The organism is Sulfitobacter albidus, from assembly GCF_018200035.1.
GTDB classification, from domain to species: domain Bacteria; phylum Pseudomonadota; class Alphaproteobacteria; order Rhodobacterales; family Rhodobacteraceae; genus Sulfitobacter; species Sulfitobacter albidus.
In genome coordinates this window covers 3184123-3204521 of record NZ_CP073581.1, presented here as the reverse complement: position 1 = coordinate 3204521, position 20399 = coordinate 3184123, and the positions used below count along the sequence as shown (strand labels likewise).

The 20399-nt window shown below is 60.3% G+C and carries 21 protein-coding genes and 1 pseudogene; 16 read left to right on the top strand and 6 right to left on the bottom strand.

Annotated elements, in window-relative coordinates; translation table 11 throughout:
- The first annotated feature begins 20 nt into the window (after nucleotides 1-20).
- From KDD17_RS15675 to KDD17_RS15655, 5 genes are all read left to right on the top strand, one after another.
- Nucleotides 21-866, top strand: coding sequence for an OmpA/MotB family protein (locus KDD17_RS15675; RefSeq protein ID WP_212704513.1), 846 nt, complete (start codon nucleotides 21-23; stop codon nucleotides 864-866).
- Between the two features lie 105 nt (nucleotides 867-971).
- A complete protein-coding gene (locus KDD17_RS15670; RefSeq protein ID WP_212704512.1) occupies nucleotides 972-2273 on the top strand; it encodes a flagellar hook protein FlgE in 1302 nt (433 codons plus the stop codon).
- An 80-nt stretch (nucleotides 2274-2353) separates the two neighbouring features.
- Complete coding sequence (gene flgK, locus KDD17_RS15665) at nucleotides 2354-3775, top strand: flagellar hook-associated protein FlgK (RefSeq protein WP_254796821.1); 1422 nt, start codon at nucleotides 2354-2356, stop codon at nucleotides 3773-3775.
- 2 nt (nucleotides 3776-3777) lie between these two features.
- A complete protein-coding gene (locus KDD17_RS15660) occupies nucleotides 3778-4782 on the top strand; it encodes a flagellin family protein (RefSeq protein WP_212704510.1) in 1005 nt (334 codons plus the stop codon).
- Nucleotides 4783-4814: 32 nt separating this feature from the next.
- The gene (locus tag KDD17_RS15655) at nucleotides 4815-5891 is read left to right on the top strand and encodes a flagellar basal body P-ring protein FlgI (RefSeq protein WP_254796975.1); all 1077 of its coding nucleotides are present in this window, start codon (nucleotides 4815-4817) and stop codon (nucleotides 5889-5891) included.
- A gap of 17 nt (nucleotides 5892-5908) precedes the next feature.
- On the opposite strand, the gene KDD17_RS15650 is transcribed toward KDD17_RS15655, so the two are convergent.
- The 5 genes and pseudogenes from KDD17_RS15650 to fliF all read right to left on the bottom strand — a co-directional run bounded on the left by KDD17_RS15650 (nucleotide 5909) and on the right by fliF (nucleotide 9896).
- Complete coding sequence (locus KDD17_RS15650; RefSeq protein WP_212704508.1) at nucleotides 5909-6538, bottom strand: hypothetical protein; 630 nt, start codon at nucleotides 6536-6538, stop codon at nucleotides 5909-5911.
- A gap of 126 nt (nucleotides 6539-6664) precedes the next feature.
- A pseudogene (gene fliP, locus KDD17_RS15645) lies at nucleotides 6665-7350 on the bottom strand (flagellar type III secretion system pore protein FliP).
- 38 nt (nucleotides 7351-7388) lie between these two features.
- The gene (locus KDD17_RS15640) at nucleotides 7389-7673 is read right to left on the bottom strand and encodes a FliM/FliN family flagellar motor switch protein (RefSeq protein WP_212704507.1); all 285 of its coding nucleotides are present in this window, start codon (nucleotides 7671-7673) and stop codon (nucleotides 7389-7391) included.
- Nucleotides 7666-8268, bottom strand: a complete 603-nt coding sequence (locus KDD17_RS15635; RefSeq protein ID WP_212704506.1) for a FliH/SctL family protein — start codon at nucleotides 8266-8268, stop codon at nucleotides 7666-7668. The genes KDD17_RS15640 and KDD17_RS15635 overlap by 8 nt, the downstream gene beginning before the upstream one ends.
- On the bottom strand, nucleotides 8265-9896 hold the full coding sequence (gene fliF, locus KDD17_RS15630; protein WP_212704505.1) for a flagellar basal-body MS-ring/collar protein FliF: 1632 nt from the start codon (nucleotides 9894-9896) through the stop codon (nucleotides 8265-8267). The genes KDD17_RS15635 and fliF overlap by 4 nt, the downstream gene beginning before the upstream one ends.
- 122 nt (nucleotides 9897-10018) lie before the next feature.
- On the opposite strand from fliF, the gene KDD17_RS15625 reads away from it, so the two are divergent.
- From KDD17_RS15625 to KDD17_RS15580, 11 genes are all read left to right on the top strand, one after another.
- Entirely contained in the window at nucleotides 10019-10519 is a 501-nt protein-coding gene (locus KDD17_RS15625; protein ID WP_212704504.1) for a flagellar basal body-associated FliL family protein, read from the top strand.
- 12 nt (nucleotides 10520-10531) lie between these two features.
- Nucleotides 10532-10945, top strand: coding sequence for a hypothetical protein (locus tag KDD17_RS15620; RefSeq protein WP_212704503.1), 414 nt, complete (start codon nucleotides 10532-10534; stop codon nucleotides 10943-10945).
- The gene (locus KDD17_RS15615; RefSeq protein WP_212704502.1) at nucleotides 10942-11583 is read left to right on the top strand and encodes a MotE family protein; all 642 of its coding nucleotides are present in this window, start codon (nucleotides 10942-10944) and stop codon (nucleotides 11581-11583) included. The genes KDD17_RS15620 and KDD17_RS15615 overlap by 4 nt, the downstream gene beginning before the upstream one ends.
- 67 nt (nucleotides 11584-11650) lie before the next feature.
- A complete protein-coding gene (gene motA / locus KDD17_RS15610) occupies nucleotides 11651-12520 on the top strand; it encodes a flagellar motor stator protein MotA (RefSeq protein WP_212704501.1) in 870 nt (289 codons plus the stop codon).
- Nucleotides 12517-14781, top strand: coding sequence for a hypothetical protein (locus KDD17_RS15605; protein ID WP_212704500.1), 2265 nt, complete (start codon nucleotides 12517-12519; stop codon nucleotides 14779-14781). The genes motA and KDD17_RS15605 overlap by 4 nt, the downstream gene beginning before the upstream one ends.
- Before the next feature lie 57 nt (nucleotides 14782-14838).
- The gene (locus tag KDD17_RS15600) at nucleotides 14839-15528 is read left to right on the top strand and encodes a lytic transglycosylase domain-containing protein (RefSeq protein WP_212704499.1); all 690 of its coding nucleotides are present in this window, start codon (nucleotides 14839-14841) and stop codon (nucleotides 15526-15528) included.
- A gap of 3 nt (nucleotides 15529-15531) precedes the next feature.
- Nucleotides 15532-17601, top strand: coding sequence for a flagellar biosynthesis protein FlhA (gene flhA, locus KDD17_RS15595; RefSeq protein ID WP_212704498.1), 2070 nt, complete (start codon nucleotides 15532-15534; stop codon nucleotides 17599-17601).
- The gene (locus KDD17_RS15590) at nucleotides 17598-18371 is read left to right on the top strand and encodes a flagellar biosynthetic protein FliR (RefSeq protein ID WP_212704497.1); all 774 of its coding nucleotides are present in this window, start codon (nucleotides 17598-17600) and stop codon (nucleotides 18369-18371) included. The genes flhA and KDD17_RS15590 overlap by 4 nt, the downstream gene beginning before the upstream one ends.
- Nucleotides 18368-18931: an EscU/YscU/HrcU family type III secretion system export apparatus switch protein gene (locus tag KDD17_RS19180; protein WP_348541465.1), complete on the top strand. Its 564-nt coding sequence runs from the start codon at nucleotides 18368-18370 to the stop codon at nucleotides 18929-18931. The genes KDD17_RS15590 and KDD17_RS19180 overlap by 4 nt, the downstream gene beginning before the upstream one ends.
- The gene (locus tag KDD17_RS19175) at nucleotides 18931-19452 is read left to right on the top strand and encodes an EscU/YscU/HrcU family type III secretion system export apparatus switch protein (protein WP_348541464.1); all 522 of its coding nucleotides are present in this window, start codon (nucleotides 18931-18933) and stop codon (nucleotides 19450-19452) included. Before KDD17_RS19180 ends, KDD17_RS19175 begins: the two co-directional genes overlap by 1 nt.
- Nucleotides 19449-19871 carry a hypothetical protein gene (locus KDD17_RS15580; RefSeq protein WP_212704496.1) on the top strand — a complete coding sequence of 141 codons (423 nt, stop codon included), beginning with the start codon at nucleotides 19449-19451 and terminating at the stop codon, nucleotides 19869-19871. The genes KDD17_RS19175 and KDD17_RS15580 overlap by 4 nt, the downstream gene beginning before the upstream one ends.
- Here the strand turns inward: KDD17_RS15580 and KDD17_RS15575 are convergent.
- The gene (locus tag KDD17_RS15575; RefSeq protein ID WP_431358160.1) at nucleotides 19865-20392 is read right to left on the bottom strand and encodes a flagellar basal body-associated FliL family protein; all 528 of its coding nucleotides are present in this window, start codon (nucleotides 20390-20392) and stop codon (nucleotides 19865-19867) included. The two genes, KDD17_RS15580 and KDD17_RS15575, sit on opposite strands and share 7 nt — an antisense overlap.
- Nucleotides 20393-20399: the final 7 nt, after the last annotated feature.

Below are 20399 nucleotides of genomic sequence, written 5' to 3'. Positions count from 1 at the left end.
GAGAATATGAGGTGAGTGAGATGAACGCGCGCAATGATGCGGCGCCAGTCATCATCAAACGCAAAAAGGTTATTGCCGGTGGCGGGCACCACGGGGGCGCGTGGAAAGTCGCCTACGCGGACTTTGTGACCGCGATGATGGCCTTTTTCATGTTGATGTGGCTGCTAAGCGCTACGACGGAACAGCAAAGAGTGGGGATCGCGGATTACTTTACGCCGACGATCCCGATCAACCGCGTCTCGGGCGGCGGGAACGGGAACTTTGGCGGAGATTCGATCTTTTCCGAAGATACCCTGCCCCAAAGCGGCACGGGCGCCACGTCCAAGCGACCAGCCTCCGAGGATCGCGCACGCGGCGCCAGCGGCAATGATCCCGATGCAGAGACCAGGAAGGCACAGGACGAAAGCTTTGCCGCGCTCGACAGTATGCTTCAGGGCTTTGGCGGAGAATCTGCCATCATGGAAAACGCGCTGGAGCATATCAACACGCGCATCACCGACGAGGGGTTGGTCATCGAGATTTTCTCGCGCGATAGGGTGCAGCTGTTTGAAGGGGACACCGCGCAGCCCTCGCCGTTGTTGCAGGACCTTTCGGCGATGATCGCAGAAATTTCAAAGACGGTTACAAATCCGATCGCGATCGAAGGCCATGCCCACGCCCAACCGATCGTGATTGCGCAAAACCCTGTCTGGGAACTGTCCCAGGAACGGGCCTCGCAGATGCGCGTGATGCTCGAAGAGCAGGGCCTGCGGCCTGACCGCATGCGGCGGGTGACAGGGAACGCGGATCGCGAACCGGTCGTGCGCGATCCGATGGCGATGCGCAATGACCGGCTCGAAATCGTGCTGCTGCGCACGGCAAACTAGCCCTCCGGCGCCGAATAGCGGGCATTTTATCTGTTAGCCCGTCCTTAAAGGCTGACAGGTACGACAGGCGACAGGACCACGAAACCAGAGCAGAAAGGCCGTTTCATGACCATTTCCTCATCGTTGAATGCAGGTGTCGCCGGATTGTCGGCAAACGCGACACGATTGGCGAGCATCTCAGACAACATCGCCAATTCTTCGACCTACGGGTACAAACGCGTGCAAACCGATTTTCAATCGATGGTGATCGGGTCACGTGGGGCGCAGTATACGGCGGGCGGCGTGCGCGCGGATTCACACCGTCAGATTGACCTCAACGGGGCATTGGTGGCCACGTCGAATGCGACGGACCTTGCCGTACGCGGCCGGGGCATGCTGCCGGTCGCCAAGATTACCGATCTGTCCGTTGGCAGCGGTGAGACGAATATGCTGTTGACCACGACGGGGTCGTTCAAGACGGATGCAGACGGCTATCTGACGACAAGCTCCGGCCTTGTTCTTCTGGGCTGGCCCGCAAACCCTGACGGGACGATCCCGACTTTCTCACGCGATACCGATGCGGGGCTGAAGCCGGTCCAGATCAACGTCAATCAGCTGACGGGAGAGCCGACAACCCGCATGACGCTGGGCGTAAACCTCCCCGCGACCGAGACGGTCGCAGGCGCGCTCGGCGAGGTTCAACAGCTCGCGGTCGAATATTTTGCCAACCTCGGCACGTCGGAGAGTATCAATGTCTCCTTCACGCCGAACGTGCCCGCGACCGGCGCCTCGAATGAATGGACGATGACGCTGACCGACTCAGTGGATCCGACGACAACGATCGGGGAATACACCCTGGCCTTTGATGACAGCCGCGCGGCCGGTGGCACCCTTGCAAGCGTCACGACGGTCTCAGGCGGGGCGTATGATCCGACGACCGGTAATCTGATCGTAAATGTTGCCGGTGGGCCAATCGAAATCGACATCGGCGCGATCGGGCAAAGCGATGCGCTGACCCAGCTTTCGGATACATTCGCACCGGTGTCGATCACCAAGGACGGATCGCCCGTAGGCAACATGACCTCGGTCGAAGTGGACGGGAATGGATATGTACACGCCACGTTCGATACCGGCGTCACGCGCACGATCTATCAGGTGCCACTGGTCGACCTGCCAAATCCCAACGGGATGGTCGCGCTTGACGCGCAAACCTATCAGCCGTCAGTCGACAGCGGGTCGTATTTCCTTTGGGATGCCGCGGATGGGCCGACGGGGGACATCGTCGGCTTTGCCCGCGAGGAATCGACGACCGATGTGGCGAGCGAACTGACCACGATGATCCAGACCCAACGCGCCTATTCGTCGAATGCAAAGGTTATCCAGACCGTCGACGAAATGTTGCAGGAAACGACGAACATCAAACGCTGATCCTGGTGATTGGCCAGTCCGGGGGCGCCCTGCCCCCGGTTCACTGAGAAAAGGGGACTGCCATGTCAATTTCAGGCGCTATGAGCGCGGCTCTCAGCGGTTTGCGCGCAGCCGCGCAGGGGTCCGAACTGGTCTCGAACAACATTGCAAACGCGCTGACACCGTCTTACGCGCAGCGCAGCCTGGCGACGACCACGCAGGCGAACGGGCTGAACGGTGTGCGGATCCTTGGCATCAACCGCAACGTCGATGCGGGATTGCTCGCCGATCTGCGTCTTGCCGAAGCGGGACAGGGCAACGCGCAGGCGCCCGTTGATTTTCTGAAGAAGGTCGAAGACCTAGTAGGCCTTGCGGGTGATCCCGACGGGCTGGGCGGGCGACTGGCGAGTTTTGAGGCAGGACTGATCAGCGCCGCCAGCCGTCCCGACGCGGTCGAGCGCCTGATGGGCACCGTCAGCGACGCGGCCGCAGTCGTGCGGGGTATCACCAACGCCTCGGCAGCCATTCAGGACGCGCGCGGCGATGCGGATCGCACCATCGCCGATCAGGTGGAAAAGCTGAACACGTCGCTTGCGCAGGTACAAAAGCTCAACGGGATGATCCGGGGCGGGATCTCGCGCGATAGCGGGACTGCGGCGCTGGAAGATCAGCGTCAGCAGGTCCTCTCCGAAATATCGCAGATTGTGCCGATCCGCGTCATGCAACGTGATTTCGGCGACATTGCGATCTATTCCGAAGGCGGGGCGGTTCTCCTCGACATCACGGCTGCAGAAATCGGTTTTGACAGATCACCGATTGTCACCGCCTACCAGACGATAGACACGGGTACGTTGTCGGGCCTCACGCTGAACGATCAGCCCCTGCGTCTGTCGGCGCTTGGCGGCGGCAGCCTGGAGGCGCAATTTACCGTGCGCGATGAACTGGGGGTGACGGCGCAAACACAGCTCGATGCCTTTGCACGCGATCTGGTGGAGCGGTTTCAGGATCCGGGAGTCGACCCGACCTTGGGCGTGGGCGATGCCGGTCTGTTTACCGATTCCGGCGCGGCCTTTGATCCGGCCGATGAGGTCGGGCTGGCCACGCGCCTCACGCTCAACGCCGCCGTCGATCCATCGCAGGGTGGCGAGGTCTGGCGTCTTCGGGACGGGATCGGCGCGGCGTCGCCGGGTGCCGTCGGCGATGGCTCTCTTCTTGATGCATTGCAGACTGCGCTGACCGATCCGCGCATCCCCGCGTCCGGGAACTTTGGCGTCAGTGCTCGTGGTTCGCTGGATCTGATGTCGCAATTCAGTGGCCTGCTGGCCGCTGACCGGGCAAGCGCCGAGCAAACGCTCAGCTTTGCGTCATCGCGGCTCAGCGCCGTGACCGAGCAGCAGCTCGCCCAGGGTGTCGATACCGATCAGGAACTGCAGAACCTGCTGATTCTTGAAAAAGCTTATGCCGCGAATGCGCGGGTCATTCAGGCAGCGGATGACATGCTCGAAACACTTGTGAGGTTGTAATCATGCAAATCAACGGCGTCGGCGATCTCGCCAAAGCGTACTCGCTTCAGAACCGAAATACCGCGTTGAAAAACGATCTTCAGAGTTTGACGTTGGAGCTGACAACTGGCCAGGTTGCGGATATCCGCGGTGCCGTGACCGGAAAAACCGCCTATATCAACGATATTTCCCGCAGTCTGAAAACGCTCGACGCCTACGAATTCGCCAACCGCGAGGCGGGGGAATTTGCGGGCACGGTGCAACGGGCGCTGGACCGAGTCAGTACGATCAGCACAGACTTCACCGCGACGCTCATGACCGGCACGAACGCGGGCTTCAGCAATGCCGCGGGCCGCATCGCGCCAGAGGCCGCCACAGCGTTGCAAAGCATTGTCGGCGCGCTCAACAGCAATATCGCCGGCCGGGCGGTATTTTCCGGCACCGGTGTGGATCAGCTACCGTTGGTGGATGCCGACACGATATCGGATGCGGTCCGCACGGTCGTGGCGGGCGCAGGGACAGTGGATGACATGATCGCCGCGGCAGAGGCCTGGTTCGACGATCCGGCAGGTTTTGCCACTGTGGCTTACCGCGGCACCGACAGTAATTTAGCCCCCGTCGCTGTGTCGGAAACTGTCAGTGCGCAGTTCAACATCCGCGCCGACGATCCCGCCCTGCGCGATACGTTGCGCGTCATCGCGCTGGCCGCGTTGGCAGATGATCCGACTTTGGGGCTGACTGACGCACAGCAGGCCGAGCTCTACCAGAAGTCATTAGAGCCTTTGCTGGCGGCGCAGGGCGGCGTGATCGATCTGCAGGCCACAACAGGCTTCACCGAGGGACAGATTGAAGCGGAGCGAGTGCGCAACGGAACAGAGCGGACATCACTTGAAATGGCGCGCGCCACGATCCTGTCAAAAGACCCCTATGATACCGCCACAGAACTGGAGCAGGTCCAATTTCAATTGCAAAGCCTTTATACAATGACATCGCGCATGTCCGCGCTTTCGCTGGTGAACTTCCTGTGAGCGGGCTGATCCGGCTTTTCGCCGCCGCCCTAGTGATCTTTGCCCTGTCGCTCCCGGCGTCCGCAGCGCCTGTGCGGATCAAGGATCTGGTCAATTTCGATGGCGTGCGTGGCAACGATCTTGTCGGCTATGGTCTGGTCGTAGGTCTTGATGGATCGGGCGACGGGCTGCGCAACGCGCCCTTTACCGAAGACATCATGACCAACATTCTCGAGCGACTGGGCGTCAATGTCACCGGGGAGCAGTTCCGCCCCAAGAACGTTGCGGCGGTGCTGGTGACCGGCACCCTTCCTCCCTTCGCCCGCGCAGGCGGACAAATTGATGTGACGGTGTCCGCTATCGGCGATGCGAGCAGTTTGCTGGGCGGCACTTTGGTGATGACACCGCTCAACGCGGCGGATGGTGAGATCTATGCCGTGGCCCAAGGCACAATTATCGCCGGCGGGGCCACAGCCGAAGGCGCCGGAGCGGCCGTTACCCAAGGGGTGCCAACCTCCGGTTCGATCCCATCGGGCGCACGGGTTGAGCGTGAAATCGCCTTCGATCTCGCCTCTCTCAGCGATCTGCGTCTGGCTTTGCGCGAAGCGGATTTCACCACAGCGGCCAGAATTGAGACCGCGATCAATCGCGACTTTGGCCGTGGCGTAGCGGTGATGCTCGACAGTGGAACCGTCCTGCTGAACGTCCCGGCCACAAGGATGCGATCGGTAGCCCACGCTCTTGGACGCATCGAAAACATCGAAGTAGAGCCCGAGCGCAAGGCACGTGTTGTCGTCGATCAACGCTCCGGCACGATTGTAATGGGTGAAGACGTCCGCATTTCACGGGTGGCCGTGAGCCAGGGGAACTTGACCCTGCGCATTCAGGAAGAGCCTGTCGTTGCGCAACCCAACCCGTTTTCAGAAGGCGAAACGGTCGTTGTTCCCCGCACGCGCGCAGCAATTGAGGAAGAACCCGGGATCGGCCTCGCCGAAGTGCCCGACGGGGCGTCGCTTTCCGAAGTGGTTGCCGGTTTGAATGCTCTCGGCGTCTCCCCGCGGGATATGATTGATATCCTAAAAAGCATTAAGGCAGCGGGCGCCCTGCACGCCGAATTCATCGTTAACTAGGGTCAGGACCCTAGACTCTATCTCAAGCGAATTCGGGGCTGGGCCAAGGCGGTCAGCCCCGGCCAAACGCCCCGTTGCGTAAGCAGTAACGCGCAGGTAGCGGCAATGGTGAGCTGCACTGCCGCCGTCGCCTGCGCAAGCAGCAGGCCGTCCGCAGGCCCCTTGAGCAAGTGAGCGGAAACGATCGTGACACTGAGGCACAATGCGCCACCGATCCGAAGAAGCGGGATGATCGCATCGCGTCCGAAGGCCCGCATCAGCAGCCCCGTCGCTCCAAATAGCAGCGGTGCGCACTGGCCGAGCAGGAGCCAGTGCAGCACCTGCACAGACTGATCTCCCCGCAAAAATTGCGACGCAAGCCAGAGCACAAGAACGCCCAGCGCTCCTGTGATCAGCACGTATCCAAGATTGATGCGCGCGGCGATAGCCTGCACGGCTGAAAAGCTGAGAGTGTCTGCCGCCCGCGCAACGACCGGCCACAGACGCCACCCGATGGGGGTGAGCGCGACTGGAACGATGCAGGTCAACGCCCGCGCGATCAAATAGGCCTGCGCCGATGATCCCTCGAGGAGATAGACCGCAATCGGCACGTCGATATAGGCCGCAAGACCCGGTAACAGCGGGCGGTCCGCACTGATCCATCGCATGTCACTCACCCGTTTCCATTCACTTGGCCACCCCTGACCCACCGAAACGACTAAGGTTCAAAGGTGAACGGAGGATGAAAGCTACCGCACGGGAAAACGTGAATAAGCCACAAATAGAGGCTGTTTTCAGAAGTAACTGCGCACCAATGCCCCGGTCAAAAGCGCCCAGCCATCAGCGACGACAAAGAACGCCAGTTTGAATGGGAGCGAGACAACGGACGGGGGCACCATCATCATTCCCATCGACATCAGGATCGCGGCAACGACCAAGTCGATGATCAAGAAAGGAAGGAAGATCAGAAAACCGATCTGAAACGCGCGCGAAATCTCGGAGAGAAGGAAGCTCGGGACCAGCACCGAAAGGGGGCATCGGCCGTTGGCGTTGCCTCTATCGTTTGGGGTCGCAGCTCTGCCATGGCAAGAAATGTTTCTGGATCAAGGCGTGCCGCCATAAATCCGCGAAACGGCTCTAACGTGGCCGAAAAAGCCTGCTCAACACCAATCTCTTCGCGGGTGAGCGGGGCAATTCCGTTCGTCCAGGCAGCCGTAAAGACCGGCTCCATGATGAAGTACGTCAAAAACAATGCGAGCGAGACGATCAACATATTCGGTGGCGATTGCTGCAGGCCAATTGCCTGCCGCAGGATTGACAGGACGGTCACCAAAAACGGAAAGCACGTCACCATGATAGCGATTCCAGGCGCAAGGCTGAGCACAGTGAGCAGCAGGAAAAGCTGGATCGTGCGCGCGGAAATGGATCCGTCGTCGCCAATCAGGCTGCCGAGATCCTGTGCTGACAGGGACGTCGGCATGACAGCAAGACCCAACAGCACGATCGGCAAAAATCGCATCAAAGGCCCTGCTTCAGATCCGCGACTTCCGTGAGGCGCACCACCAGCTGGCCCCCTTCGTCATCTTCTGCTTCTTCAAGCGTGCCGCGGGCGATCAGCCTGTCCTTGACGTAGAGCTCGACAGGATCGTCCACGCGTCGGTCGAGCGTCAGCACCGCATTTTCGCCGAGCATGACGAGATCGCGCACCAGCGGGCGCGCTTTGCCCACGCAGACCGTCACCTCGATGGGGACGGAAGTGAAGGGATTCGACGGATCAGTTGCAAAGGTGGTGGCATCAGTCATGAGAAGGCTCCGTCTGGGCATGAAAGTTGAACGCGGACAGGGCCGCAGCGATTTCCTGCGTGACACTGTCGAGGTTGATCTCCCGCTCGACAGTGTCGAGCGACAGCATCAGTTGATTTGGGGCAAGTCCCGGCTCCGCCTCGACACTCACGGGCATTTTCAATTCGGCATCTTCAAGCAGGGTCTCAATGGTCATCAGATCACTGTCCGAAACCTTGAGGACGACCTGGCCCTCGGTCTGGGTCTGCGTGAGGGTCAAGAGTTCGGAAACGAGATGGGCCTGAAGCGCCGGACCAACGGAGCGCGGCAAAAGCGTGCTGACCATCTGCTCGAACATCGGTCTCAGGCCACGGTTCAATCGCGCAAGCGCCTCATGATAGGTGAAAGATAGATCCTGTAGTGTGTGCACGAACTCCGCGCCGACGCGCGCCTGCTCTTCGGTCACGTTCTTTTCGGCATCGGTCCAACCGGCCTGATATCCTTCCTCGTAGGCACGCAGCTTCTCGTCCTGAATTTCTTCGATGACGATATCGGCCTCGGCGCCGTCGGGAATCAGGCTGCCAAGATCCGGGTAAAGATGTGCGACCGAACTCATGCCCGCTCCTCTTTCTCTTTCCCGTCTTCGAGCCAGCCACGCAGGATCTGAACGGTCTCTTCCTGCCGGTCTCCGATCATCCCGCGCAGCCGTTCGACCGGGTCACTGCTCTGCAGGGTCGGGTTGTCGCCCGACTGATCCAACGCCATCAGATCGTCCCCGGGCGAGGAGACGCTGCCAGTTAGGGACGAGCCAAGCGCATCGGGCGTGAGAACTGCAGGCAGGTTGCCTTCAGGCACGGCGTCTGGCAGCGTTTCCGGTGAAACCAACGCAGGCACATCGCGCGGCTGCTTGCTGAGCACGGGACGTATGACGAACAGGCCAAGGATAAGTGTCACCGCCGCAAGCACCAGCATCTGCAAGGCGGACAGCAGATCCAGATCGAATTGGTCGATGATCGACGTGCTGGCGGCGGTGCCCGAGGGTGCCACGCTTTGTAGTGCCATGGATTTGATCGTGATGATATCACCGCGATCCGCATCGAATCCGACAGCTGAGGAAACGAGTTCACGCAGTGCATCAATCTCTGCCACGTCGCGCGGCGCGGTCTGGGTCTGACCGGCGGAATCAATCGTCGTCGCCTCGTTAACAAGAACCGCAACTGACACCCGCTTGATCGCACCGGGCGCGCGTAGAATCTCCCGCTCCGTCTCGGAAACCTCGTAGTTGATGCGCTCGCGGGTCTCGCTGTTTTGCGAGGACGACCTGTCACCGCCTGCGCCGCCTTCCTCGTCGGGCAGATTACTTGCCACGGTTACGTCGCCACCCGCCCCTCCTTCGGCTGCGTTCGTCCGCTCCTCGGTATCGCTTGAAATGGCAACGCGGCCTTCGGGATCAAATATCCGCTCCCGGATTGCTTCACTCTCCGTCACGGTATCCACACTGACTTCAACGACGGCATTGCCAAAGCCCACACGGGCCTCAAGCAATCGCTGTACCCGGTCCCGCAGGATTTGCGCATGGTCCTCCCCTCCAACCGCAGGGGCGGCGTCCTCCGTGGCGCCGATCAGCGCACCATTGGCATCAATTACGGCCACATCTTCGGGCGCGAGACCCGCAACGGCGGAGGCGACCAAAAAGCGCACAGCCTTCCCCTGCGCCGGTGAGATCGTACCACCGTTGGGCGTGAGCGAAACCGACGCCTTCGGTGTGACGCCCCGCTGGAAGGGGTTTGATCCGGTTGACGCAATATGGACCCGCGCCATGGCGATCTGGGGATTCGCGACGATGGTCCGCGCCAGTTCCCCCTCCTTCGCGCGCCAGTAGGCGGCGTCGAACATCTGGCTCGTGGTGCCAAAACCTGTCAGTTGGTCTAGCAGCTCATAGCCGCGATTCCCGTTCGCGGGCAGCCCCTCGCTTGCCAGGGTCAGGCGCAGCTGATCGCGCTGCTTGCTGTCGACGAAGATTGAGCCGCCACGCACGTCAAACGCAACACCACGCTGTTCCAATGAGCGGACGACATCGCCCGCCGCACCGCTTTCCAGACCTGCATAAAGCAGGGTCATACTAGGCGCCGTGGTCATCCGGGCCATCCCCAGGATGGCAAAAAACATGGCCACCGTCGCCCCGACAATGATGATCTGACGGCGCAGTCCAAGCTGCGTCCAGACATTCAGGTATTGCTGCACAATCGCCTCCGTCCTGCCGCACGTTCTGCGCGGCCTCGACGCAACATTTGACCGAACGAGCTTAACAATCGGTTAGTGCAAACGCGTCTATATCTGGCCCTGCAACATTTAGTGGAGCCGACATGGCAGATGCCGAAACACCGCAGGACGACGCGCCGCAAAAGGGATCAAAACTCCCTTTGATACTAGGACTTGTACTGGCGCTGGCCGGAGGGGGCGCCGGATTTTATGCCACTTGGTCCGGGATGATTCTCGGTGCAGGCGACTCAAATGACGCGGCTGAGATGAGGGCCTCGAACGATACCGACACGCCGGCCCTCGACAACGTTACTTTTGTCCCGGTCGACCCGTTGGTGATCTCTGTCTCGGCCCGTCCCGACAATCGCCTATTGCGCTTTCGCGCCCAGCTTGAGGTGCCCAGCGACCACGTTGATGAGGTCACAAAGGTACTGCCGCGCATCACGGACGTGCTCAACAGCTATCTTCGCGCATTGGAAGTGGCCGATATCGAGGATCGAACAGCCCTGACCCGGTTGCGGGCGCAGATGCTGCGCCGGGTCCAGGTCGTTACCGGTCAGGACCGGGTGAATGACTTTCTCATCATGGAATTTGTACTGACTTGAAGGAGCCCCAAAATGGAGCTGATCGCTGATATACTGCTGGGCGCCGGGGCTATCGGAGCCGGAATTTACTGTTTTGTGCTGGGTCGTCGATTGAACAGGTTCAATGACCTGGAGAAGGGCGTTGGCGGTGCCGTCGCCGTCCTGTCCGCGCAGGTTGATGATTTGACCCGCACCCTGACCGCGGCGCAGCAAACCGCTGCGCAATCGGCGCAAACCCTGACAGACCTGACTGCCCGGGCAGAAGACATGTCGCGCAGACTGGAGCTTCAGATCGCGTCCCTGCACGACCTGCCGCCGGAGACAAACCGGACGGAGCCCGTGTCTGTTCCCACGGCTGCGCCAAAACGCCCTGCGCCGACTGCCCCCTCGCGCGAGGGATCGCCCTTGTTCGCACGTCGGGCAACTGGCACGGGAGATGCCGCATGAAGCGCGCCTTCTCAAAAAGCTTCCTGGGACCGGCAGGCAAGGGGGCCGTTCTCATCCTTGCCACATTGATGTTTTCCTCTGCTGCCTTGCGGCTTGGCCACGGCGCGGGCAGTGCGTTTGCGCAAAGCGGGCAACTGCCTACAGCGCCGCTCGAGGCCCCGGATGATCCGGTACAAAAGGCTGCGCAGGCGATTCCGGCGGCTCAAGCGATCCCTGCACGCAGCAATCCGGCAGAGATGGGTAGCCTGATCGCCGCTCTTAGGGACCGCGAAGAAAAGGTCGCGCAGCGTGAAAAGCAGATTGAGCTGCGGATGCGCGCCCTGCAAGTCGCCGATACAGAGATCGAAAAACGCCTCCGGTCGCTCAGCGAAACGGAGGAGGCGCTGCGCGCAACGATCGCACTTGCCAACACCGCGTCCGAGCAGGATCTAAGCAGGCTCACGGCCGTCTATGAAGCGATGAAGCCGAAACAGGCGGCAGCGCTTTTTGAAGAGATGGAGCCCGCTTTTGCCGCGGGCTTCCTTGGCCGAATGTCACCAACGGCCGCGGCGGAAGTCATGGCCGGCCTCTCGCCGCCTGTGGCCTACACGGTGAGCGTTATTCTTGCGGGGCGTAACGCAAATGTTCCCAAGAACTGACCACCGCTGACGGTTCCTTAACCACCCACTGTCACAACTGAATCAGCAGCAAACACGAGGGGCCACTATGATCGGGATCATCGGGATCATCACCATTTTCGTCATGGTATTCGGCGGCTATCTCATGGCCGGCGGCAAGATGGGCATCATTCTCAAGGCGCTCCCGTTCGAGATGACGATGATCGGCGGCGCCGCGGTCGGCGCGTTTCTCATCAGTAACGACAGCGCGGCGATCAAGCATACGCTCAAAGACATCGGCAAGGTCTTCAAAGGCCCCAAGTGGAAACATGACGATTATCGTGATCTCCTGTGCCTGCTGTTCGAACTGATCCGCCTTGCGCGGCAAAACCCCGTCGCCATTGAGGAACATATCGAAGCCCCGGACGAGAGCGATATTTTCGCGCGGTATCCCAAGATCCTCAAAGACAAGGAAGCGGTGGCGCTGATCTGTGACACCATGCGATCGGCGTCGATGAATTACGACGATCCGCATCAGGTGGAGGAAGTGCTGGAAAAGCGTATGGATGCAAACATGCAGCACGCCATGCACTCCAGCCATGCTTTGCAGATCGTGGCGGATGGTTTGCCAGCCCTTGGAATCGTCGCCGCCGTTCTGGGCGTTATCAAGACGATGGCCTCCATCGACCAACCGCCCGAAGTCCTGGGAAAGCTGATCGGCGGCGCCCTCGTTGGCACCTTCCTTGGCGTCTTCCTGGCCTACGGTCTTGTGGGTCCATTCGCCGCAAAAGTTGGAGATGTGACGCGGGATGAGCAAAACTTCTATCAACTGATCCGTGAGGTGCTTGTCGCGAATCTGCACAACCACGCCACAAATATCTGCATCGAGGTTGGCCGGCAGAACACGCCCTCCCATTGCCGACCAAGCTACAACGAACTTGAAGAAGCGCTCAAAGCACTCAAGCAAGCGGCCGCATGATGCGACCTTGGATTTTCGGAATTGGCCTTGCGTTGATCGGTACGACCGCACTGGCCGAAGCACTCGAAGTGCGATCAGGCGATCACGCAAGTTTCAGTCGCCTGACGCTCCCTCTCTCCAACGGCACATCCTGGAATGCCGTGCGGGACGGGAACCGGATCCGTATCACGATCGTGGGCCACGCTGACGGATTCGAGACTGCCAGCGTATTCCAGCGGATGCAGCGCACGCGCGTCACTGATATAGAGACATCCGACGATACCGTGACCGTATCGCTCGCTTGCCCGTGCGAGGCGGCGACGCTCGTCAGCGGTGGCCTGCTCGTGATTGATGTGGGTGACCGCGACACTGCGCTAGCCGGTCAGCCCCTTGGCCCTGCGGAACCTGAAGCAGCGGTGATGCAGGTTCGCACACCTTTGACGCAGCCCAAGGCGCAGACGGTCCTCCCATGGATCGGATCGGGGAGGTCATTCCCCCTCCCCGCGCAATCGGCTTCGGAACCTGTCGCGGAAAAACCTATCCCGGATACGCCGGAGGACCGCACGGCATTGCTGCGCGAGATATCAAGCTCGCTTGCCTCCGAAGTTGCCGCCGCCGCAAGCAACGGTCTGCTCGATGTAGATGTCAGCGCCCCATTGCCGCGCGACGCTGACGAGCCGCCATCCCCGACAGTGGTGACGGCTACGCCACCGGAACTCACTGCCGCCGACCATGGCATTGGAGCGCATTTGCGGATCACCGACAGTATGGACCGGCCCTCAGGAAACCGTCGAGCGTCCGGACAAGATCCGATCTGCAACGGTGGAGATGCTTACAGCGTGGAGACATTCGCCGGTGAGGGATCGTTTGGCGCTCAGATCAGCCAGCGCCGGGATACCTTGTTCAACGCACGCGATCAGCTGAACCATGACGCAGCAATCGCTTTGGCCAAGACCTATATATATTTCGGCTTCGGGGCCGAAGCCCTGAGCGTTCTGCGCCTCGATGCGTCAATCCCACCTGAAAATGCGGGTCTTGTCGCACTGGCCACGATCCTTGAACGGGGGCGGCTCGACGTGCCAAACCCGCTTGGCAACCTGTCAAACTGCGACGGTGACGTCGCGCTATGGGCAGTGTTGGGGTTCAAGGAAATTCCAACCGAAACGCAGATCAATACGCCAGCTGCGTTGCGGGCACTGAACAGACTGCCAAGCCATCTACGCCAATTTCTCGCGCCAGAGCTGAGCACGCGCCTGCTGGCTTACGGCGATAGCGGCGGCGCTGCAGCTGCACTGCGCAGCGTCGAGCGGTTGCCGGAAGGCCTCACCCCAACCGGTGATCTGGCGAAGGCGGCCCTGGCCATGCACAACGGCGCGCCTGCAAAAAATATGCTTGATACGGTAATCAACTCCAACTCCGAGCGGTCGCCCGAGGCTTTGTTGAAGCTGGTCAACGCCACCCTCGCCGCAGACAGACCGCTGACATACGAAACCGCCACCCTGGTTGAGGCCTACGCACAGGAATTGCGCGGCACCGAGATCGGCAATCAACTGCGCAAGACTCAGGTGTTGGCATTCAGCCAATCGGCGTCTTTCGACGAAGCTTTTGCAAAACTCGAAACGCTTCTGCCCGCACTCAGCCTGGATGAAGCACGCAGCATGCGCGAAGCCGTCCTCGTTCGGCTTACCGATCACGCTGACGACTTCACCTTTCTCGATCATATCTTTGCGCAGGATTTTGACAGCTTTTCCGACATTACCACAGCAGGTAAAATTCGGCTGGGCGAACGCTTGATGGATCTGGGATTTGCCGCGCAGGTTCAGCGATTGATGGCAACGGTGCCGGATCGCCCCCGTCGCGCGGACCGGCAACTGCTGTCGGCGCGCGCGGCAATCGGATTGCAGCAGCCGTTTCAGGCACTCGCCGATTTGGTCGAGATCGAAGGACCGCAGGCGGCGTTGTTGCGCGCGCAAGCCACCGAGATGACGGGCAGCTATGCCGAAGCTTCCGCCCTTTTTGAGGGGATGCAAGCAAATGAGGAGGCGTTGCGCACGGCACTTCTATCCGAGAATTGGCAAGATCTGATCTCGGCGGACGCGCCCGCGTTTGGCGCGGCGACCCGGGTGGCAGCAGGGCAGACCTCCCCCGCTGCAGCACAGGACGCAGGACCACTGGGCCTCGCCGACGCCGCGCTGACCGAAAGTGCTGCCGCGCGCGCTGCTCTTGATACTTTGTTGAACGATCCGATCCTTTTGATCTCTGGCGGGATCGACACCGAATAACCTCCCGCGACCGCTTGGGTCGCCGGGTCCGCAGAATGCGAAAATTGGAGCTGTAGAATGCGCTTATCGGGATTCATTCCTGTCATCTTGATCGCCCTGTTTGGTGCGGGAACGATCGACGCACGTCCCGAACCAGGCCAGGTTTGCGACGTCGCGGCGCAAACGATTGCGCAGGAAACCAGCGTACCCCTCAACGTGCTGAGAGCCATAACTCGTACCGAAACCGGTCGAAACCGCGCTGGCACGTTGCAGCCATGGCCATGGACCGTCAACATGCAAGGCAAAGGGGTTTGGTTCGATGACGAGGACCAGGCCCGCGCCTATGTCTTCCACCATTTCAAGAAGGGCGCGCGCAGCTTCGATGTCGGCTGTTTCCAGATCAACTATCGCTGGCACGGGCAACACTTCAACTCGATAGAAGAGATGTTCGATCCGCTGATCAACACGCGCTACGCCGCACGCTTCCTGCGTGAACTCTACGCCGAGCTTGGCGATTGGACGGCCGCCGCCGGCGCCTATCATTCGCGCACGGAGAAATATGCCGACAAATACATGGCGCGCTTTGCCCGGATCCTCAGAGATCTGCCGCAATCCAGGCCGGCAATCGTGCGGGCCACCCCGACGAGACAGCAGCGGCACAATAGCTACAGCTTGCTGACAGGTTCTGGCAGCACGCCAACACGGGGGTCCTTGGTCCCGTTGACCTCAGGCGCGCGGTCTTTGTTCGCCCCACGGACCGGAGGATAAAGCATGATCAGCAAACTCTACCAACCAACGATCCTGTTGGCCGTCGCATTGATGACCGTTATCGTCATGATGATTCTGCCGATGCCGTCGTGGATCCTTGATACCGGGCTGGCCGCTTCCTTTGCTCTTGCGATACTGATTTTCACGGTCACACTCTTCATCGAACGCCCGCTTGATTTTTCGGCCTTCCCGACAATCCTGCTGACCTCTTTGATGTTGCGCCTATCGCTCAACGTATCTTCGACCAAGCTGATTATCGGGGAGGGGCACACCGGAACCGACGCGGCGGGTGAGGTCATCGAAGGCTTTGCCAATTTTGTCATGGGCGGGTCGGTCTTTCTGGGACTGGTCGTTTTCTGTGTTCTGCTGATTGTGAATTTCATGGTCATCAACAAGGGTGCGACCCGTATGGCCGAGGTCGGCGCGCGCTTTGCTCTCGACGGGATGCCGGGCAAGCAGATGGCGATCGACAGCGATATGTCCGCCGGCGCCATCAGTCACGAGGAGGCGAAGGAGCGCCGCGCCCGAGAGCAACAGGAAACCACGTTTTTTGGCTCTCTCGACGGTGCTTCGAAATTCGTTAAGGGCGACGCAGTGGCGGGTTTGTTGATTACCCTGCTGAACCTCGTTGCCGGCCTGATCATGGGCACGCTGGTGCATGGAATGCCGCTGGGCGCCGCGTTTGAGACCTACGCCATTCTCACCGTCGGTGATGGCCTCGTAAGCCAGATCCCCGCTGTCATCATTTCGATCGCTTCGGCACTTTTGCTGGCGCGCGGTGGAGCGACAGGCTCTACCGATCTGGCCGTTTTTGACCAGCTCAGTAAGCACCCGCAAGCGCTTGCAACGGTGGCCGCATTGATGCTGCTGTTCGCCGTCGTACCCGGATTACCGTTCCTTCCCTTCATGATCGGGGCCGTATTGCTGGGGATACTCGCGTATTTCATGCACAGGAAATCAAAACGCACACCGCTCGAGTTGGTGGAGGATGCCGACGACGAGGTGCCCCAATCGAAACCCCTTGGTGATGTATTGGAGCTTGACGACATCCACGTCGAATTCTCCCCGGATCTGGTTAGTATGGTGCTTGACCCCGGCACGGGTTTGGATGCCCGGATTGTGAATATGCGAACCCACGTCGCCGCCGCGTTCGGTTTGATCCTGCCAGAGATCCGGCTGACCGATCATCCCGGCCTGCCGCAGGGAACATATGTCTTGCGAATCCAGGGGGTTGAGCAGGCACGCGCAACGCTGGATCCCAACCAGATTCTCGCCATAACGCCCGAGGACGCCGCACTGCTTCCACCAGGGATCGATACGCGCGAACCGGTCTACGGCGCCCCGGCCCGCTGGATCAACAGCGACGATCAGGAAGACGCCGCCCTCGCCGGCGTCACCTTGGTTACACCGGGCGAAGTCCTTGCCACGCATCTGCTGGAGGTCGTCAAACGGAATTTCTCGCGGCTGCTGACGTTGAAATCTCTTCGCCGTCTCTTGGACGAAATGGTCAATATCTCGAACCCTGCGCGGGCGGAGGCCAATCGCAAACTACTCGACGAGCTGGTACCGGATCGGGTGCCGCTAGACGTATTGCACGCCGTGTTGCGGCTGCTGCTGGAAGAACGCGTTTCTATCCGCAACCTGCCGCTGATCCTTGAAGCGACCGCAGAGGGTCGCGGCCAGAATGCCCAGCCGGAAGCAATCTGCGAGCTGGTACGCCAACGTCTCGGCTTCCAACTTGTCGCCGAGGTGCGCCGCGACGATGGCTCGCTGCCGCTGGTCCAGCTGGCGCCCGAATGGGAAGATACATTCACCACATATCAGGTCGACGCCGAGAGGGGTCTGGACGTGGCGCTTCCGCCCGACCTGTTCAACCAGCTTGCCGACGGTGTTTCCAAAAAGATCGAGGATGCCAATCGCAATGGCGTCTATCCCGCAATCGTGACCAACACCCGCAGACGGAGGTTTCTGCATACCGTACTGCGGGCAAAGGGGCTTTCATCGCCAGTGCTCTCGTTCGAGGAGATTGGACTGGATGCCAAACCATCGCTCGTTGGCGTGGTCGCCGCGTGACCCAAACGCTGGCTGAACTGCTGAACATCAGCACGTTGGCGCTTTGGCAGGGGTTCACCGTTTTTCTGCGCGTGGGCGCGCTGACTGCGCTCATGCCCGGCTTTGGCGAGCAGGCGGTCCCGGTCCGCATCAAGATTGCCATCGCAATCGCCTTTACCCTGATTGTCGCACCGGCGGTCCCGATCGGGGATCTTGCGCAGTCATCGCAGGGGATCTTTTGGCTGATTATTACCGAAACCGTGATCGGCGTCATCCTTGGGCTGGGGCTGCGCCTGCTGGTCATGGCATTGCAAATGGCGGGGTCAATCGCGGCGCAGTCAACATCGCTTGCGCAGATCCTGGGCACGGCAGTGGCAGAGCCGGTACCCGCCATGGGCCATATCCTAGTGATGGGCGGTATCGCCCTCGCCATGATGTTGGGGCTGCACGTCAAGCTCGCAGAGTTCCTGCTGCTATCCTATCAAATGATGCCCCCCGGCGCCTTGCCCGCAGGCGAGGATGTAGCTCAATGGGGCCTTGATCAGGTACGTCAAGCCTTCACGCTTGCGTTTACGCTGGCCGCGCCCTTCGTCGTGCTTTCGGTGCTCTACAATCTCGCCATCGGGGTGATCAACAAGGCGATGCCGCAGCTAATGGTCGCCTTTGTCGGGGCGCCGCTCATCACCGCTGGCGGTTTGTTTCTCCTCTGCCTTGCGTCACCACTGATGTTGGCGACCTGGATCCAGGCCCTCAATCTGTTCCTCTCCAATCCGCTGAGGCCCGTGCCATGAGCGGTCAGGATGACAGCGCTGACAAGAGTTTCGAGCCGACGGCCCAGAAGCTGCTGGAAGCTCGAAAAAAAGGTGAGGTCGCCAAATCGACCGACCTGCTCACCGCCGCCTCCTATTTGGGATTGCTGGTGGCATTGACAGCTTCGGGTGCTTGGATGATGCAGCGTGTGGGCAATGGATTGACGGTCCTTCTGGATCAACCCGACCGGCTTGCGCCGCTGTTTTTCGGAAGCGCCGCAGCACCACTGGCGGGCGGGTTGATGCAGACGGTTTTTGCCGGGCTCAGCCCGATATTCACGTTGCCGGCTATCGGGGTGCTGGTCGCGTTGCTCGCCCAGCGCGCAATTGTATTCGCCCCCGAAAAGATCAAACCCAAGGGCAGCCGCATTTCGATCCTGTCGAATGCTAAGAACAAATACGGTCGGGCTGGGCTGTTCGAATTCTTTAAAAGCTTCGTGAAACTGCTCATTTTCTCTGCCTGTCTGGCCGTATTCATCCGGGTGTGGCTCTCGGAAATGATTGGCGTTATCCAGGGGGCCCGCTCGCAACGATCAGCCTGATGACGCGGATCTGTATAACCTTCCTGATGGTCACCGTGGTGGTGTCCGGCCTGATCGGCGGAATTGATGCAGTCTTTCAGCATTTCGAACACATTCGCAAAAACATGATGTCCCGGAAGGATATGACCGACGAGGCCAAGCAAAACGAAGGCGATCCCCATCTCAAGCAGGAGCGCCGGCAACGGGCCTTTGAAGCCTCCCAAAACCAGATGATGAAGGATGTGCCGACGGCCGATGTCATTATCGTGAACCCCACCCACTATGCCGTGGCCCTCAGGTGGAGCCGAGAGGCGGGCAGTGCGCCGGTATGCGTCGCGAAGGGCGTAGACGAAATCGCGGCCACGATCCGACGGCTTGCTGCCGAAGCAGGTGTACCAATCCATTCCGATCCTCCCACAGCGCGGGCTTTGCATGCGACCACGGACATCGGTGATGAGATCGCCGAAGAAAGCTATGCCGCCGTGGCCGCAGCAATCCGTTTTGCCGAGGAAATGCGCCTGCGGGCGCGTGGGCGACTATGAGCAATGCCCGCGATCTCGATCAGATGGTCCTGCTGACCGACGCGGTCTACCAGCGTGAGCGTCAGGGCATCCAGCGTGTGCTGGCCGAAGAGGCCCGCTTGCGCGCGCAGCTTGCCCAGCTTGATGCCCATCTGGCCGAAAGCCGCGCTGACACTGACCAGGGTCAGCGGCACATCGGGGCGGATGTGCTTTGGCAGGGATGGGTCGGCCGAAAGAAGACCGAGCTGAACCAACAGCTCGCCAGACTGATGGTGATCAAGGAGCAGCATCTCAAACAGGTGCGCCATGCGTTCGGGCGCTTCATCGTGGCCGGGCAACTCCGCGACGCTGACCGCCGCGACAAAGGCACCCGCACGCAAAAGGCGGCACTGGATCGCAATATCCAGTCCGCTCTGAGTCTTTTGCCGAAAAATCAGTAATCCTGACGCGCGATTTCGGTAATGAGCACGTCGTGCACGATTTCGCTGCCGATATCGCGCCGCGCGACTTCACGCAATGCGCTGCGCAGAGGGTCTAGCACTTCGGCCTGCGTGAACGCCCCGTCGAAGCCACCAACATTCGCATGATCGAACAGGATCTGCAGAAAGCTGTCGCGCAACTTGGGCTCCCGCCGGTAGACGATATCGGTCTCCCCGGCCGGCACCTCAACGCTTAAGCTCAACACAACGAGTGCCGCAACCCTTTCGTCCGCGACGATAGGCACGACGAATTGGTTGTTCAGCTTTACAAACTCCGAGTCGGTATCACCTTCGACCGCCGCGTCCTCGTTCTGGCCCTGCTTATCTTCGGTGTTCGCATCGACCTCCTTCTCAATACTCTCAGCTTCGCCATTCCCTTTGGGTACCGACGCCATGGAGGTATCCGGACGCAGGAAAATCCCCGCGCCCACGCCGCCACCGAGGCCAACGAGGAGCAGAAGTACGGGCAATAGTTTCTTCATCATCGCT